Annotated in this window: 11 protein-coding genes; 9 read left to right on the top strand and 2 right to left on the bottom strand. The window is 43.7% G+C overall.

Translation table 11 applies throughout. The features are described from left to right. Window positions 1-170: 170 nt before the first annotated feature. Complete coding sequence (locus AC58PV_RS25125; protein WP_497435318.1) at window positions 171-932, top strand: hypothetical protein; 762 nt, start codon at window positions 171-173, stop codon at window positions 930-932. 18 nt (window positions 933-950) lie between these two features. Further along, window positions 951-2,135 carry a hypothetical protein gene (locus tag AC58PV_RS25120; RefSeq protein WP_497435317.1) on the top strand — a complete coding sequence of 395 codons (1,185 nt, stop codon included), beginning with the start codon at window positions 951-953 and terminating at the stop codon, window positions 2,133-2,135. 45 nt (window positions 2,136-2,180) lie between these two features. Here the strand turns inward: AC58PV_RS25120 and AC58PV_RS25115 are convergent, their stop codons facing one another. Next, window positions 2,181-3,614 carry a SpoVR family protein gene (locus tag AC58PV_RS25115; protein ID WP_497435316.1) on the bottom strand — a complete coding sequence of 478 codons (1,434 nt, stop codon included), beginning with the start codon at window positions 3,612-3,614 and terminating at the stop codon, window positions 2,181-2,183. Continuing rightward, window positions 3,611-4,768, bottom strand: a complete 1,158-nt coding sequence (yhbH, locus tag AC58PV_RS25110; protein WP_068662927.1) for a sporulation protein YhbH — start codon at window positions 4,766-4,768, stop codon at window positions 3,611-3,613. Before yhbH ends, AC58PV_RS25115 begins: the two co-directional genes overlap by 4 nt. 186 nt (window positions 4,769-4,954) lie before the next feature. Between yhbH and AC58PV_RS25105 the strand changes: the two genes are divergently transcribed. The 7 genes from AC58PV_RS25105 to AC58PV_RS25075 all read left to right on the top strand — a co-directional run bounded on the left by AC58PV_RS25105 (window position 4,955) and on the right by AC58PV_RS25075 (window position 17,332). Continuing rightward, window positions 4,955-5,521: a Uma2 family endonuclease gene (locus tag AC58PV_RS25105; protein WP_497435314.1), complete on the top strand. Its 567-nt coding sequence runs from the start codon at window positions 4,955-4,957 to the stop codon at window positions 5,519-5,521. A gap of 300 nt (window positions 5,522-5,821) precedes the next feature. Beyond that, window positions 5,822-7,348, top strand: a complete 1,527-nt coding sequence (locus AC58PV_RS25100) for a replicative DNA helicase (protein WP_497435313.1) — start codon at window positions 5,822-5,824, stop codon at window positions 7,346-7,348. Beyond that, entirely contained in the window at window positions 7,332-8,093 is a 762-nt protein-coding gene (locus tag AC58PV_RS25095; protein WP_497435312.1) for a DUF6063 family protein, read from the top strand. Before AC58PV_RS25100 ends, AC58PV_RS25095 begins: the two co-directional genes overlap by 17 nt. Further along, a complete protein-coding gene (locus AC58PV_RS25090; protein WP_497435311.1) occupies window positions 8,077-12,507 on the top strand; it encodes a coiled-coil domain-containing protein in 4,431 nt (1,476 codons plus the stop codon). The genes AC58PV_RS25095 and AC58PV_RS25090 overlap by 17 nt, the downstream gene beginning before the upstream one ends. 38 nt (window positions 12,508-12,545) lie before the next feature. Next, entirely contained in the window at window positions 12,546-13,574 is a 1,029-nt protein-coding gene (locus tag AC58PV_RS25085; protein ID WP_497435309.1) for a DUF7309 domain-containing protein, read from the top strand. Window positions 13,575-13,776: 202 nt separating this feature from the next. Further along, window positions 13,777-14,610 carry a (2Fe-2S)-binding protein gene (locus tag AC58PV_RS25080; RefSeq protein WP_497435308.1) on the top strand — a complete coding sequence of 278 codons (834 nt, stop codon included), beginning with the start codon at window positions 13,777-13,779 and terminating at the stop codon, window positions 14,608-14,610. 76 nt (window positions 14,611-14,686) lie between these two features. Next, window positions 14,687-17,332 (top strand): winged helix-turn-helix domain-containing protein, encoded by a 2,646-nt coding sequence (locus AC58PV_RS25075; RefSeq protein WP_497435307.1) that lies wholly within the window; start codon window positions 14,687-14,689, stop codon window positions 17,330-17,332. Window positions 17,333-17,407 lie beyond the last annotated feature (75 nt).

The raw sequence follows: 17,407 nt of genomic DNA, 5'->3' as shown, positions 1-17,407 counted from the left end.
GGAACTGAAGACTCTTTTGTTGCTATTTTCTTGAGAACAGACTTTGTTAAAGGAGCTGCCCTATGAATGTGCACCAAAAAAGAAGAATCCGAAGATTTGAGTTAGACTTACCTTCAGTTGACAGAACATTTGCTCCACTGGATGTAGGCTTGACTATTGGAAGCCATTCAATGGCTCAGTGGATGGCCCAGGAATTCAACCATAACTTTGACGCATATGACAAAGCAATTGATTCTGTTTATAATTCCACCCATATCGGCGGCTCACAGTACCATCACTTGTTGGACGGACAACATAGTTTCTTAGGCTCTTTACAAGCAGTGAAAGATGTTAGCTCGGATGATTCGTTTGTTACTGAACTTTCACAGGCAGCGGAACATCTCCTTCGGGATACTGCATCTGTAAGTGGGATTAATCCTTTTTTCTCTTTTACACAGCATCAGTTCGATCAGATAGCCCATTCCTTACAGCAGATAGGAATCTCCAAGCCGTTCCTTGTTGATGCCCTGACAGTTAACAGTCCTGAGCTATTGGGTGGATCTATTGCTTTATTGGGGAGTCTGATATTAGGGAAAAAAGGGGATCCGAGCCGTATGTCTAACTTGGCGGGGTCTTATCTTGTTTCGTCCATTGCCTCGGCTAATCCAGTTCTATTGCCAATTGCTGCAGGTGGACTTGTTTATTCTTTATACAAGTCAGAGGACAAGAAGAAAAGTCTTATTCAAGCAGGAAAGGGAACGATTGTTTCCGGGACTGCTCTAGCAATGGGCACATTAATTGGAGGTCCTATTTGGATCGGCTGTTTAGCAGCAATTGGTACAGCTGTAGCAGTGAAGTATACGATTGATAATCCTGATAAAGCGTTCCAACGAGTACAGGAATTAGTCGCGCCCGCTAAACGAACACTTCGACACATGATTATACAACCTTAAAGCTGGAGGCGCTAACTAATGAGTAAATTTCGGATACTAGAGCCGATTGTAAAATTGGATGCGTTTCAAGATACTTTTCGTCAATTAAAAAGAATAGATGAAAGCCTAACGATCAATATTGAACAATCCTTAAAAGCAGCTATTGATAAGTTTCACATCATTCTTGCAGATCCGAAATCCCATACACAGCAAAAACTCGTAGTTTTGCTGCAAGAGCAAATTACAATTCAAGCTAAGGCAAGCCAATATTTAAACATCTGTGAGCAGATGACTTTACGGGAGAAACATTTGTGGCAATACGTTCCGGAAAGCGTTGAGTCCTTTTTTGATCGTTTATATGAGAAAATGGATGTTTATTTCTTGTCCAAGGAAAAATCCATGTGCAAAGAAATTGAAAAAGATGGTGAATGGTACACAGGTATACGCGATACCGCTAAAAAAGCGGGTAGTGTAGTTAATTGGGTTGTTAAGAAGGCGAATGAAGCAAGTAAAGATTTAACTGGGTCAAAATTATCGCAACACGATGCGGTCATAGATGACCGAACCGTGGTAGAGAGAGTTATGGAACGACACTTAAAGCCTGATCAAGTTGGCAAAGAAATAAGCGTTCTCATGTCGCAGGCAGGAGCGCAGTATCAGGAAGATTGGAAAACCCATATCCAAAGTCAGGTGCCAGACATAGAGCGACTTTCTGCTTTTAATTTGGCTAAGCAGGCCAATGATTCTATACATATTGATTTTAAAATGGGTGTCTCTGAACAAGCTTTTATGGTAGGCATGGGGTCGGCTGTGGTTGGAACACTAGGGTTGGCAGCGGGGTGGCATACAATAACCTACGCTTTAATAAACGTTTTTCCACCAATCGCTATATTTGCTGTTGCGGCAACGGTCCTACTTGGTGTATTAACGAAACAGCACGCCATTGAACAGCGTAAGAAGCAGGTTCGGGAAGCAGTCAAACAGTACCAACGATATTTTATGATGCAATTTAACGTGGTGCCGTTGCCGAACGTAAATGGTATGACACTGAGGAAATATATGATACATGTGAGTGAGAAAATCGTTAAGCAAACCTTAGAACAATGGGAGAAAGGTTTGCTCGGTCAATTCAAAATGGAGCATTACCGTTTGCTAGTGTCTGCCTTTTCAAAACATTTATTAATGATTCAAGAGGCAATCGATATGTTGGATAACCATTCCTAGATACAACACCCCAAAAGCCCAACCCTTCACGGGTTGGGCTTTCTCTCACAAAAATCTCCGATGATGCTTCTTCCCATCAAAACTAAACAACACCGGCTTATCCTCCACGATCGTGTGCATATGAATGGTCTTACCCCACAGCTTGTAAATATACGGCAGCGTTCGCTCCACATATTTCAGATCCAGCTCCACGCCTTCAAAAGCATGCTTCAGATACAACTCGCCGTTGCGCTGATAATCGCCATCTTCCACGACGATGTAGGGGAAACCGCCATTTACTCTGGAGTAAATGAGCTGATCCCGTGTATTTTCCCACGTTTTGTCTGTGATTTTCCATTCAGGGCCTTTTTTCTCAAATACGTATAGATCTAGTTCTTCAACTAGCGGCTTATTCAAATAGTTGCGGATAAACGAGGTATCTGACTCGTATTCGCGAACTTCGAAGATTTTCTTTCTGCCTTGCCCAGGTACACGACCGAATCTGCGGATTTCCTCTTCTGTTGGAGCATCCCAGTGTTTCTCGATGTCCTCGAATATTTTGACACCTAGATAATATGGATTTAAGGAATGGCGAGAGGGAACGACGACGGAGGAGTTCAGCTTGGAGTATTCGATCGTTTCTTCCTCGGTCAAATCCATTTCACGCAGGATATGTTGATGCCAGTACGAAGCCCAGCCTTCGTTCATGATTTTGGTTTCGAGCTGCGGCCAGAAGTAGAGCATTTCATCACGCAGCATGGTCAGGATATCCCGTTGCCAATCTTCCATATAAGGGGCATTTTCCTCTATAAAAAGAAGGAGATCCTTCTCCGGTTTCGGTGGAAAACGCTTCGTATCTTCTTTATCCAAGGAGACAATAGGCTTGTTTCGACTATCTAAGTCCCATAAATCCTCATACCCGTATGTGGCTTCGCCTCGAACGGTTGGTGTAGCTGCCTTGTTATTTTCTTGGCGTTTGCGAGTCTGACCGTACGTTAGCGTTAGTACAGGGTCAATGTGCTCTTGGATGGCGAGAACGGCATCTATGAATTGTTCGACCTCATCGATTCCATGCTCAATTTCATATTGGCGGATGCGTTCAGCCGTAGCGGACATGCTCTCGACCATGTTGCGATTCGTTTTGGAGAAGCGTGCGTTATTTTTGAAAAAGTCGCAGTGGGCAAGCACGTGCGCGACAATGAGTTTATTCTGAATCAGCGAGTTTCCGTCTAAAAGGAAGGCGTAGCACGGGTCCGAATTGATGACCAATTCGTAAATTTTACTAAGTCCGAAATCGTACTGCGTTTTCATGCGATGAAAATTTTTACCAAAGCTCCAATGACTATAGCGTGTCGGCATCCCGTAGGCACCGAAGGTATAGATAATTTCTGCGGGGCAGATTTCGTACCGCATGGGAAAGAAGTCGAGCCCAAAGCCTTTCGCGATCTCCGTGATTTCATCAATGGCATATTCCAGCTTCTGGATTTCGGATTTACTCACTGTGCAGGCACTCCTTCCTTTTTGGTAAAAAAGGTTTTCAACGCTTTATACACTTCACCTTTTTCACGGATGACATAGTGTAGGAACTTCGGATTGTTGATATGGCGGAACGCGGACATGAGTGTAGAACTGCGGTTATATTGATTCACTTCCCCGTATCCGAACATGTTCGAGCGTTCCATTAATTGTGTAATCAGCTTCACACAGCGCTCGTTATCGGAGGTTAAATTATCGCCATCCGAGAAGTGGAACGGATAAATATTGAACTGAGAAGGGGGGTATCTTTTATCGATAATATCAATGGCAGTTTGATAAGCTGAGGAGCAGATGGTGCCGCCGCTCTCGCCTTTTGTGAAGAACTCTTCTTCTGTCACTTCCTTGGCCTCGGTGTGATGCGCGATGAAAACAATCTCGACATTCTCATATTTGGTGCGCAGGAAGCGGGTCATCCAGAAGAAGAAGCTGCGGGCTATGTATTTCTCGAAGGAGCCCATGGAACCAGAGGTATCCATCATAGCGATAATAAGCGCATTGGAATGCGGCTTCTCGATTTCTTCCCATGTTTTGAATCGCAGATCATCCGGCGAAATATGATGAATACCCGGTGAGCTGCCTCGCGAATTGCGGCGCATATTTTCAAGAATCGTCCGCTTCTTATCGATGTTGGACATGATTCCTTTTTTGCGGATATCGTTAAAAATAACTTCAGTGGACGTCATATTCCGCTTCTCTTTTTGCTGCAAATTCGGCAGTTCCAGCTCAGAGAATAGCATCGCTTGCAGCTCTTCCATACTCACTTCGGCTTCGTAGTAATCATCCCCAGCTTGATCGCCTGCGCCTTCTCCTTTTCCGGGACCTTGTGCAGGCTGCGGATCTGTGCCTAGTACATCGCCAACCTGCGAATCGCCGTCGCCTTGACCGACATGCTTGCCTTTGTTGAAGTTGTAGCGGAAACGGTATTCGTCTAAGCTTTTTATCGGCACCTTCACGACTTGTTTCCCATTGGACATGACAATACTTTCGTCTGTAACGAGATCAGGAAGGTTCTGTTTAATGGCATCTTTGACCTTCTCTTGATGTCTGGTTTGATCCTGGTATCCTTTGCGGTGGAGTGACCAATCCTCTTTGGAAACGATAAATAAGGGTTCTGTCATGGGGACACCTCCTTGGCGTTTATGATAAGCGGCAGCGCTAATCAGACATAGGAAAATAAAGCTTGTTATTAAATATATTCAAGTGCGCGGGGGATATGTGGTTGTGTGAGGATTTTCTCTTTAACTTCGACTTTGCATCTAACTGTGTTAAAATAAGGGGAATATAGTAGAGAGTGAGGAACTTTCATGAAAATGCCTGAACAAGATCATCGTTATAGATTTCAAGATCTACTTGAATGGGAAGGTAGATGGGAGATAATTAATGGAGTTCCTTATAACATGACACCTGCTCCATCTACGACACATCAGAGAATCTTAAGAAGTATTTTTCTTGAACTTCATTCATTTCTCCAAAGTTCAGTATGCGAGGTTTTCATTGCTCCGTTCGATGTAAGATTAAGTGAAACGGAAGAATACGACAATCCGGATACCGTGTGTCAGCCAGATCTATCGGTTATATGTAATCCTTCTCAAATCGATGATCGAGGAGCGAAAGGCGCCCCTAAACTTATTGTTGAGATATTATCTCCAGCTACTGCGATAAAAGATAGAAATCAAAAATTTAAAACATATGAAAAGTTTGGTGTTATGGAATACTGGATCGTTGATCCGACTCATCAAACGATAGAGGTTTATGGATTAGAACAAGGATCATTTCAAAAACGTGAGGTTTTCGGAAGAGATGACAAGTTGCGTTCTTTTGTTTTTCAGGAGTGTATCTTTGATTTGAAAAATATATTTGTGATCGCATAATAGATATGTTACTACTAAAACAGTGAGAGGGCAGTAGCACGACATGGCATAATACAACTATAAAAGTCTGCCTAATCTCCCGCGGCTACGCATCGGAGATCATGCAGGCTTTTTACTTAATTTTGGAAGTCAGTAAAGATCATTGGTTTGAACGGACATAATCGGTTATGATGTAAGGTGGAAATATGATCAATCGGGAACATATGATCTTGAATTCTAACTCTATCATTTGTACATATAGGTAAGGATTTCTTTTCTATTACCAACACACGAGCTTTGCAAGATTTGGAGGCACACGGCATGGACTACGTAGAAATTGGTCAAGTAATTTCCGGGTTTCGGGAACGCATGACCAAGCTAGCGCTTTTTGATCCGCTTTATGAGCTGCAGCGTAAGCGGCAAACCGATCGACAAAACAAACCGCTCGACTTTATGGAACTAGGGCTGCTCACGCTGCTTTATTTTTTTGAGCAGAAGTTAATGCGCAATAACAAGGCAGGCGTCAAAGACTTAGCAGAGTTTCTTCAAAAGGTGACGGGGATCTTCATTGATCTGGACGAGGATGGATTTGAAGATCTGGCTAGGCAGATCACGCAGGTGTTTCGCCCGACGACAGGGAAGAAACGGGATTTTACATTTATGAACTGGGAATCGGGGCAGACAGAGCATATATACATATCGATACTGAAAGCGAATGCCTTCGATTTAAAAACGAATACGCAGTACTACACGCTCGACGAAGATGGGTTGGAGCTTATTTTTGCGACCAAAGAATTTTATACGGAATTTCAATTATCGATTCATCAGTTGGTATTGCGTAAACAGTTGGAGAAAGGCGAGTTCGAAGGTGCCTTACGACAAATTAATGAAATGCGGATCGACGTGGAAGCTTTACAGGAGCGGATGGTCAAGCTCGAGCATGAATTGAAAAGAAATATTGTTTCAGAGGAAACATTCGGACGATATAAAGGCCTGCTAGAAGACATTTATTTGCGTTTGCACATGGAGAATGAGGAATTTGAAGAATTGCGTGAATTCGTCAAAGAAACCAAGGATCGCGTTCAGGCACAGACCGTTAGGCAGGCAGACCAGCGACCTTATGAGTTAATTTTACGAATATCCAATGAGCTGGAGAAGGTGCATGGGGAGCATTCCGTTCTTTTTCATCAGAGTATGGTGCTCAAATCGCATGCCTTGGGCGCTGCGCAAGAATCTTTATATTATACCGGGCTGGATTCCTTTAATTTCGATCAGGATATTGCTTCTCTTATCTTCAGTACGCCGTTGCCGCCAGAGACGATGAAAGGTGTAATAGCCCCATTCTTACCGGTGCAAGAGACGAAGATGTGGTCGCTTTTGACAGTGTGGGCCGAGCAAAATTTGCTGGAAGACAGCAGTGGCCAAGAGCGAGATGATACGTTTCTAGAAATTGGTGGGGAGGGCGATGAATATCGCTATCAGACGATGCAGAGAAAGTTGTACAAGCATTTGATGGAGCACCTTCTGCACATGATGGAAGAGCAGGATTATGTTGAGGTGAACGAATTTATCCAACAATTCAAAGAACATGAACAGGCTAAATTGCTAGATGAGAGAGCTTTCTATGATTTTTGGATCTATCTGCATCAAAGAAGTCCATTGCAGGCAGTGGATTTGGATACAGAGCAAAATGAGGAGCAGGGAACGTTGCTGGAAGATATGTATGCACTTCTGGGAAATCGCTGTTTGGTCATTATTGAACAACAGGACATTATTCAGGTTAATGATAGATTTAGTCTACAGAATATGTTGATTACATGGGGAGAACAGGATGACAACCGGACTTGACAATGGAACAGTAATGAAAGCTTTTCGGATTTATACGTTTCTCGCGCGTGATAATGAGGTCGGGAAGGAATGGCTTCAAGCCTATATGGCGGATGACGTGGTACGCGGGCTTGTGGATCAATTTGCCCGAGAAGTGGATTGTGTCACGATTATTGCTGGCGAGCATCTGTATATGATTCCGGAGACGAGGCTATCGCCTTTTCATATGAATAACGAAGTGATCAAAAGGACTTATCTACGAGCGAATGCGGTGAATGCGGATCTTTACCTGATGTATGTCAGCATTATTGTGCTCATTGGTGCCTTTTATGATAGTTATCAAACGATGGAGCCCACGAGAAGTTTTATCGGGATTGAAGAGTGGACGGCGCTGGTGAACGAGCGAATTGAGTTGCTAAAAACACATCCAGAAGCGGAATTAGTAGAGATGGAGAAGGAATTCTCTTATAACTGGACAGCTTTGATCGAAAAATGGAGCGCCATGGACGATATTAAGGAAACGGCCGCGAAGCAAAGCGGGAATACGATTAGCCGGGTTAGCTTCATGGATGCTGTCCGTAAGTTTCTAATCGCTCAGGAATTGGTGGTCGATATTGGCAATCAGGAAATTACGTTGACCGAAAAAGCCAAAGTGGTTGTGCAGCGTTATTTTATGGAGCTCGAGTATAACCGCGGTATTTTGGAGTTTTTGTATCAAAGCCATGCGTTTGAGGGGGAGGGAAGCGAACATGCCAGCGATCTCTAGAATACGGTTTACGAATGTCGTCTACGAGGATGGAAATAAGCGTTACAACGACGAAATGTTTCATTTTGATGGCCATAACGGTGCGATTTTGCTCGAAAATGGTGGAGGCAAGACGGTTTTCATCCAGTCCGCCATGCAAGCTATACTACCGCACGAGGAGTTAGCGGGACGTAAAATCAAAGATACGTTGAGTCTTGAAAATGGTCCTGCACACATCGCGATCGAGTGGATTCTGAGTGAAAGACCTCGAAGATATGTCGTGACCTGCATTAGTTTGTTTCTGACAGCAACAGGGATTGATTCGTATCGGTATGTGTATGATTATCCCGTGCTTGATCCCGATGCGATTGATCGGATTCCTTTTGTTAAGGGGAATGCAGGCCATATTCGAGCAGCGGATAAAGGCGAAATTCATGATTACTACCACGGGATGACTGTGAAAAAAATGAATGCGAAGCTACCTTCTACGATGAAAGAATATAAAAAAATATTAGAAAACGACTACCATATCATCGCCTCAGAATGGGAACGGATTGCGAAGATTAATAGCTCCGAGGGTGGTGTAGAGAGCTTCTTTGATGATTGCAAGACGACGGGCCAATTGTTTGATCGTTTGTTGATTCCAACGGTAGAAGATGCCATGGGGGGCTATGAACAAGGCGAATTCGCGAACAATTTCGAAATGCACAGGGACAGCTTCAAAAAATATAAAGAGTTAAAAGAAAAAATCGAAGAAAACAAAAAGATACTTGTTGAATTGGACCAGTATGTGCTCCGCTATGCAACAATGGATACGAAGCAGGCAGCTTATGCCGCTGCTCAAGCGGAAACGAAGGCTTATTGGTTGCTCGTTGGTGGGCAGAAGAATGAGGAAACCGCGAAACTTTCGCAGTGGCATCAGATGATGGCAGCATGCGATGAGCAGTTGGCGGGATTAGCAAGGAAGAAGGAATCGCTTCATATCGCGAAGCAAAGGCAGGATCTATCCGTTACGGAAACGAAGCTTAGCTTAATCGAGGAAGACGTTGAGTTCAAAGAAAAGCTCGTTCGGAGTGCCAAAGAGAACTACTATTCGTTGCGATTGGCTGATTACAGACAGCAATGGACCTCGGCGGAGGAACGTATGAACTATGTGCAACGCGAACTTGAACATTTCGGTCATACCCAAGAAGAGGATGCTCTGCGGAAAGCATGGGTTCAGAATGGCGGGCAAATTCGCAGTATTTACAGCAAGATGGAACAGCAGTGGCAAGTTGAAGAAGAGAACCTCCATCAGGAAGCTTCCGCTCATCAGAATAGGTTGAACCTTGAAGAAACCATTCTACAAGAGCTTTCAAGTGAATTAGAGCTATTAAACAAACAACTGATTGAACATAGATCCCTTGTACAAGCCCGTGAGAAAGATCGAGACGAGCTGAAAGCAACTAGTTTAGCCAATCCAGCCATAGAGAGCATGGAAGGTAGTATGGCGGACTGGATGCATCGTTATCAGAAGTTGGAAGAAGACAATGTTCTCCTCGTGCAGAAGAACAAGGTGTTGGGAGCAGGTAAAGAGGAAAGTGAGAAACAACTGGTTGGCGTGAGTGGAAACCTCAAGACCGCCTTCGTGGAGCGTGCTAACGCAGAGCATAGGCTCGAATTAGTTAGAGGATTGCATCAATCCATGCTGGAAGAAATCGCTTCGTACAGGCCTTCTTGGGGGAGACTCTCTTCCATTTATGAGAAACAGAGTTCGATTGAAGAGCGACTTCGTGAAGATATAGAAAAGCTGCTGGTTGAGAAGGAAGATTACCTGCTGAAAGAGCGTCTTGCTTTCCGCTATATTGATGATTATAGTGCTCAGCGTACGTTTTTCGCAGATGTCTATGTGATGGGTTTAGTGGACAAATGGAGAAATCAGTTCGACTTATTGGAGACAGGTATTCAATATTTGCAGAGTTTGCAGTTAACTGAGCGAGCGATCACGCACCCTCTTTGGTCTGTCACGTTGATTACAACCGAAGGCGAAGTTAGGTTAGTTACAAGCAAGCTGCGACAGTATGCCGAAGATATGCAGTTCCCGATTCAAGTGATCTCCTCACAGGAAGCAGCGCGTCTTGCTAAAGAAGATATTCCAGTGACAGCGAAGGACAGCGCATGGGTTGAACCACAGCATTGGCGTGACAATGCGGAGGATATGGAATTCATTAGCTGGAAGCATATGATCTCCCAAAAAGGTGAAGAAGTTCGGACAGCACGCAAAGAAAAGGAAAATGAGCTTCAGCGAACTTCGGATCTTCAGACGGCTTTAAGCCGATTTCTGCTGGAATACCCCCTTGAAGTTGTGCAAGAAATGGAGCGGAGAGTTGGACTTACACGCGAAACGGTACGTGAGCTAGAAGGTCAAGAAGATGCCATCCAGAAATCCATTCGCCAGGTTGAGCAGACGATTTCTCACCATCATGCCGTCATGGACAAGCACAAGGAGGAAATGGTACAACTCCAGCAATGGATTGAAAAAGGGCGGAAATATGTCGAGTTAGGTAAAGAAATCATTGCGTTGAACAGTGCCATCGATCAAGTTGTCCAGCAGTCTGATGACCAGCAACATAAACTGGAGGGCAGGCGGCGCTCGATGGAGCAAGCGAAGCTGCAGAGCGAAGCTGTGAAGAGCAGAATGAACGCCTTGCGAACGGAGAAAGCGAGTCTTCAAAGCCAAGATCTGTATATGGAACTAGGGGATGTACAGCCAATAGAAGGGAATCATAGCTTAGATTGGTTGAAAACGGAAAGAAAAGATTTGCATCTCAAGCTCAATCATATTTCGCAAGGACGCCAACAGCTTGAAGCGGAGTTGAAGCATGCTCAAGCTAGCAGAACAACTTTAGAGCGGGAAATGAGCAAGCTGCGCTTGGAACAAGCTGACCTGAATTTGAACGAGGAGCTTCCGTTTTCTGTGACGAGTGAAGATCAGATGTCACAGCTGTTATCTGAGCTCAAGGAACACGAATTACGCTTAACGCGCGATAAGGAAGAGTATGCGAGGGTCGACAAGCAATATAGCGAACTGACAGCGAGAATTAAGTTGCTCGTTGAGCAGTATCGTAGTTCACATGAGAGTGAAGAACCCTTGACCTTTGCAGAGTCGCTGAGCGCTGTGGATATACAAGTCCAAAGTGAAGATACACGTCTTAAGCAGCATAAATTGGGCTTACAGCAGCAACATACGCAAATCCAAGTGCAATTAAGTAAAATTGAAGAGGGAATTCAATACTTAAATCAATATAAAATTGTGCACGGATTTGAGAATCAACTCATTCCAGTAGCTCTTATCTCGCAGGAACAAATAGTGGAGTTTCCGATGGATAGAATGAAATGGGTGCGGAAATCTGTGGCGACGCTAACCGCCTTAATGAAAGAGTTAGAAGCAGAAGAGTCGGCGGTGAAGAAAGCTAAACTTCATTTTATTGATTTTTGCCGGAAACAAATTAAAGATATCAAGATGAGAGATATGGCTGAGCAAGGTGTTGAGAATAAGACCAACTATCAAGAATTAACACAATTTCAGCATAAAATGCACAGTCGCATTGAACGCGTCAATCATGTTGCAGAAGAAACGATGCGCACACACAATCAACAGCTTGAACAGTATATTATCCATGTACACAGCCATTTGAAGCTGATCGCATCTGAACTACGAGATATCCCGAATAAAACGAGAGTTAAAGTCGAAGAGCAGTGGAAGCTAATTTTCTCTTTTCTCATCCCAGAATGGGATGAACTTGAAGCGAAGGAACATCTGCGTAAGCATCTGGAATGGATTTTGACCGAACTTGAAAAAGGCTATTACCGCGATGACAACGATCAAGAAGTTAAGTCTACGGTTCGTAAGGAGCTTGAAAAATGGCTGGACACTAAGCAGCTTCTCCAGATTGTTCTGCAAGAGAAAGTCATGAAAGTCTCGTGCCGTAAAGTAACTAATGAGAATAACGTAACGAAAGCTTCCTTCTCCTGGGAACAGTCTAATAATTGGTCTGGCGGGGAAAAATGGAGCAAGAATATGACGTTATTCTTAGGGTTATTGAACTATGTTGCTGAAAAACGCCAGCATATTCAGGCGAACATGAAGCGGCATCGCACTGTAATTCTAGATAATCCGTTCGGGAAAGCATCGAGTGACCATGTATTAAGTCCTGTGTTTTTTATTGCTGAACAGCTTGGCTTCCAGATCATCGCACTGACTGCACATGCGGAAGGCAAATTCCTCAAGGATTATTTCCCGGTCGTCTTTAGTTGTAGACTTAGACAATCAACCAATGGAAGCAAGCTGGTGATGACCAAGGAAAAGGAAATCAATCAAGCTTATTTCCGAGATCATGCGCCGATTTCACTGGAAAGATTAGGGGACGTTAAGCAGATGGAGTTGTTTATATGAGGAGGCCGAAATAGGCCACGATGGGAGCTGAAGAAAAAATGAATAAGAAAAGTTCGACTACGGAGCAATGGCAAGGGCTTTATGAAGCAGCGGCAGCGTTTAAAAAGGCGGAATGTTGGAATTATTTTGAGAATGTTCATGTTTTTGGTGTGGAGAATCCATTGAATGGAGACATAGGCTATTGTTGCATTATGGGAAATGGAGGCGAGTTGTATGGTCTGGCTGTCTATTTGGGAACAGAAGGCCTAGAGACTTTGCTGGGCATGTTGAGTGGGCAAGAGGATATAGATCCGATGTTCTCGCAACATTGCTTAATGCTTTCATTCGACAGTAGAGATGAGTTGTATCCCGCCGAACTCAAACAAATAAAAGAGCTTGGATTGAAATTCCGCGGAGCAAATGCTTGGCCGACTTTCAGATTATATGAACCTGGGTTTGTTCCATGGCCAATTCAGAATGAGGGAGATTTAACTTTTTTAAGTATAGCGCTCCAACAAGCAATCGAAGTTGTCCAAGCATTTAAAGGCAATCCAGATGACCTTATGGAAGGAGAGGACAATGCTTTCCTAACAAGAGTATCGAATAGAAATGTGCAGAACTTGGTTTGGTCAGATCAATGGATAGTACCGAAGCCTCCAGGTCATGTTCATATTTTAGAAGCAAGTGCAATCGATGAATTACGCCTGGCTAAAGCCAAAAAGACGCTTAAAGGGTATGTAGGGATTTGGGAAATAGATTCCAGTTATGCACCTATGCCAATTAACGAAGGGAATCGACCGTACTACCCAATGATGGGATTGATAGTTGATCAGGAGTCGAATCAGATCCTAGGGTTCGGTTTGTCAGACAAATCTGAAGCTCCAGATAAGATCGTCGGACTCCTGCTGGACATTATTGAGAAAGTACATGTCGTTCCTAAAGAAATATGGATTTGTAGTGAAGACCTTTTTCATTACTTGAAGCAAATTCTAGTTGCGTTTGAAATTGAAGTGTACTTGACAAGTGAACTTCCCTCTTTAGACGAAGCTAAAGACGAGATGATGGATCACTTAACTGGCGGGAGATAGTGATTAGTATCAATTAGCTACCGTTGAAATACATTGAAACAGCCTGTCTAATCGATCTCATTCAGTCGGAGATCGAGCAGGCTTTTTTCGCTGTCATGAAAATAATTTTTCTTGCTATTAATAATGATTGTCATTATCGATGGTGGTATAATCAAGTGAGAATTCTAATGGGGGAACTACGTAACGACAAGGAGAGTGGAACATGAGCATATCAGTTCAGACATATATAGCGGAAAATTACGGAGTTACAACGGATTCCCACCCAAACCCGATAATCACAATAGAAGGAACACATCTATTGACCGAAAAAGGGATGGAGGAGCTATTGCATGTTTACGCACCATTGATGAAGGCGCTTGAACCTGCAGCTGCTGGCGCCTATTTGATCAGCCGTCTCGGAAGTCTGAATGCGGCAATGCAATATATGGTGACACATGATGAGTTATTGGATCTGTCTCCTTCGTTATGGGCGCTGCAAATGTATCGAAGTGAGAAGGGATTTATAGATTTCCGAATTGTGCTGCAAGAAATAAGAAAGCTTAGCGGTCCGCCCTGTGGAGGTCGCAGTGAATGGCGTGAAGAACACTTATCCTGCTGGTATGCAGGGACGATTCGGCCAATTGTTGAAGCAATAGCTGCCGCCGCGGATATGGATATTATGCATTTGTGGAAAATCGTACCTATGCGCCTTCGGTTTATATTCGCTCAATGGAAAGAAGCAAGCGTATCAGATGAATGGCACGCACGTTATGAAGAAGATCATGTATTCGTTACCAAGCAGTTAAAAGGGGAGGTATTCGGTCGCCTTCGCAATCCTTTGTATGTGAAAATTGTGAATTTGGATTACCCTGGTAAACCCGGCGAGCCTGATACGACCATCAAAATGAAGACGGCCTGTTGTATGTATTACCGGACAGAAGGTGGGCAATATTGCTACACGTGTCCACGGATGAAACCGCAAGAGCGCGAAGAGCGCAAAGAACGATTGCGAGCTCAATTTGCTGAAGAAGCAACTGCCAAGATGGCTGCGAATTAACGTACGTATATAAGTCGACTACAGTAATTCCCTGTATATATGAATGGGGAGGAATCCGCCAAAGGAGGACCTGTGTGTGCGAGGTCAGAAACCTAATGATGAATTAAACACTCCTTTATTCGACGACTATTCCTTGCTTGCTACGAAATTATATATGCCGCATCAACCTGTTTATCTTGTAGCGCGGGAACACTTGATGGAGAAGATGTCTAAGGCGATGCATTGCAAAGTGACCGTAGTCACTTCTCCTCCTGGTTTTGGAAAGACAACGATGGTAAGTCAGTGGATCTTACAAGGGCAACAACCCGTAAGTTGGGTCTCGTTAGATCAAGGCGAGAATGATTTGCTTCGATTTTGGACATATGTCATTGCAGCATTGAATCGAATATGTCCTAGTGTTGGCCATAAGTCGTTTTCTTTGCTCAAAGTCATATCGTTTTCACCTGAACAAATGATATCATGGCTAATCAACGATTTATTTAGCATTCCGGATCCAATCCTGCTAGTCTTAGACGATTATCATCTAATTGAATCCGATGAGGTCCATCGATTGGTTGCTTTTTTTATAGAGCGAATGCCCTCCCAAATTCACTTGTGTATCCTCAGTCGTAAACAACCTCCCATTGCTCTTGGGCAATTACGTGTTCAAGGGCAACTCAATGAAATCAATCTCGCAGAATTAAGATTTACAGAAAAGGAAATTGCGACATTTTGGCATCGGCAGACTGGTGTCTCACCTAATGAAACATCGCTTCAACTGTTATCTGATCGAACGGAAGGATGGGTTGCAGGCATTCAACTCGCCGTATTATCCCATTTATCAGGACAACAAGATGCCTTGCAACAATTCAAGGGAGATCATCGCTATGTTGTTGATTATTTAATGGAGGAAGTTTTCGATCATTTGCCCGAGGAAATTCGTTCATTTTTATTGAAAACATCCCTTCTCCAAAGGATGAATGCGGAGCTCTGCGCAGAGTTAACGGGGGAAGCAGCTTATCATGGACGATTGCAAGAGATGGAGAAATCCAACTTGTTTATCATTCCTTTGGATGCGGAGGGGAGATGGTTTCGATACCATCATTTATTTGCTGATTTCCTACGCTGTCGTCTTCAACAACATCCTTCGAGGGAAGTCATTTCCTTACACATGGCAGCTTGCGAATGGTTTGAACGGCATAGCTATGTAGGTGAAGCCATTGATCATGCCCTACAAGCAGGGGCGTACGATAAAGCCTCTGAGCTCATACTTACTATTGCGACTGAATTGTTGAAAAGAAGGGAACTAACGACATTGCATCGTTGGTTGCTTCAATTACCTGTGGCGAACCGAGAACGTCCAGCCATACTTATCATTCAAATATGGACGGAGCTGTTCATGGGTCACCAAGAGCAGATGGATAAGCATGTGCAAACGTTGCAAAAAGAGCTTCACGCATCGAGTGATAGGAAGGATTCGCAATATATCGGAATACGTGAAGATATGAAAGTTGTTACAAACTTTCAGGCCATGCTGCATGGTGATTATAAGCGATGTTATGCCTTGTTGCAGGACATGTACGAGGATGAGCATCTACCCAATATTAATGGACTGCCGATGCTGTTTGGGCTTGGTATGGAACTGAATGACGGGACCATTCCACTCATCCGCAGTTATTATGGTTTCAGTGGTCAAATGAAAAAGGCAGATCGATATCACCGATTTTATGGCGATTTTATTGATAAGAATGGGTTTCACGCGTTTCCGTTCACGGCATATCAGCGGGCAGCTCTGTGTGAGGTATGTTATGAGAAAAATCAATTACCTTCAGCTTTGCAACTAGCAGAGGATGCCATCCGGATCGCCAAACGGAATCATGTAATTGGGGCTTATGTGCCCGCGATCATCATACAAGCGAAAGTGCTTTGGGAGAGGGATGGGAGAGAAGAAGCAGTAGCCATCATTCACGAAGCACTGGATTATCTTAAATTAACTCATCATCTTCATTCGCATTGGAATGGTCTATTGCATGCTTTTCTCACTCGTTGTCGACTAGAGAACTGTGAGATGGATGCGGTAGATGCCTGGATGAGATCGTCGCCTTGGAGCAGGCGTATAGAAATTATTGGCGACCAAGACTTTGAACTCTTAATTTATATACAGGCGCTATTAGCTAAAGAAAACTGGGAAGAAGCACTCTCTTGGTGCGAGCAACTTCTAAAGAAAGCCAGAATGTCCAACCGACTCATGACGGAGCTAGAAGTTCTCTTGGTACTATCGGAGATACAAGGGAGAATGAACAACTCGCATACAAGCATGCTTCATCTACATCAAGCGTTAATTCTTGGTGAGCGCGAGGGCTATCTCCGTATTTTTATCGATAGGAATATCGAACATTTGTTGCAGCAATATGCGGATGTGCGGAAGAACAAATACATGGTCGAAGTACAAACAGAGGGGGTTTCTCTCCACTTTCTTCAAGTCGTATTATCTTCTTGCATGGAGAAGAGTCGAGCCATACGAGATTGTTATCGTGAATCATCTTCTGTATTTATGCTGACGATTCGTGAAAAAGAAGTGCTCCAGCTCCTAGTAGACGGATTGTCTAATAAGGATATTGCTGAGAAATTAGGACTTGTTCAAGGGACAGTGAAGCTACATCTTCATCGGGTGTACAGCAAGCTCCAAGTGAACGGGAGAACGCAAGCGATTCAGAAAGCGAATCAACACCGGTTACTGTAAGCACGAAGGTACAACGCATACAAAGATATAACCATCGTATATATCCTTCGTTAGATGGCTCCTTCCTTTCCTTCT

The organism is Paenibacillus sp. J22FR83 (assembly GCF_059691955.1).
The sequence above is the reverse complement of the archived record's forward strand: the minus strand, read 5'-3'. Positions and strand labels throughout refer to the sequence as shown.

Bases quoted from the DNA above. Each gene is read 5' to 3' on its own strand.
- AC58PV_RS25080 (WP_497435308.1), top strand. From the start codon at position 13,777: ATGAGCATATCAGTTCAGACATATATAGCGGAAAATTACGGAGTTACA.
- AC58PV_RS25105 (WP_497435314.1), top strand. From the start codon at position 4,955: ATGAAAATGCCTGAACAAGATCATCGTTATAGATTTCAAGATCTACTT.
- yhbH (WP_068662927.1), bottom strand. From the start codon at position 4,768: ATGACAGAACCCTTATTTATCGTTTCCAAAGAGGATTGGTCACTCCAC.
- AC58PV_RS25100 (WP_497435313.1), top strand. From the start codon at position 5,822: ATGGACTACGTAGAAATTGGTCAAGTAATTTCCGGGTTTCGGGAACGC.
- AC58PV_RS25120 (WP_497435317.1), top strand. From the start codon at position 951: ATGAGTAAATTTCGGATACTAGAGCCGATTGTAAAATTGGATGCGTTT.
- AC58PV_RS25090 (WP_497435311.1), top strand. From the start codon at position 8,077: ATGCCAGCGATCTCTAGAATACGGTTTACGAATGTCGTCTACGAGGAT.
- AC58PV_RS25125 (WP_497435318.1), top strand. From the start codon at position 171: ATGGCTCAGTGGATGGCCCAGGAATTCAACCATAACTTTGACGCATAT.
- AC58PV_RS25095 (WP_497435312.1), top strand. From the start codon at position 7,332: ATGACAACCGGACTTGACAATGGAACAGTAATGAAAGCTTTTCGGATT.
- AC58PV_RS25085 (WP_497435309.1), top strand. From the start codon at position 12,546: ATGAATAAGAAAAGTTCGACTACGGAGCAATGGCAAGGGCTTTATGAA.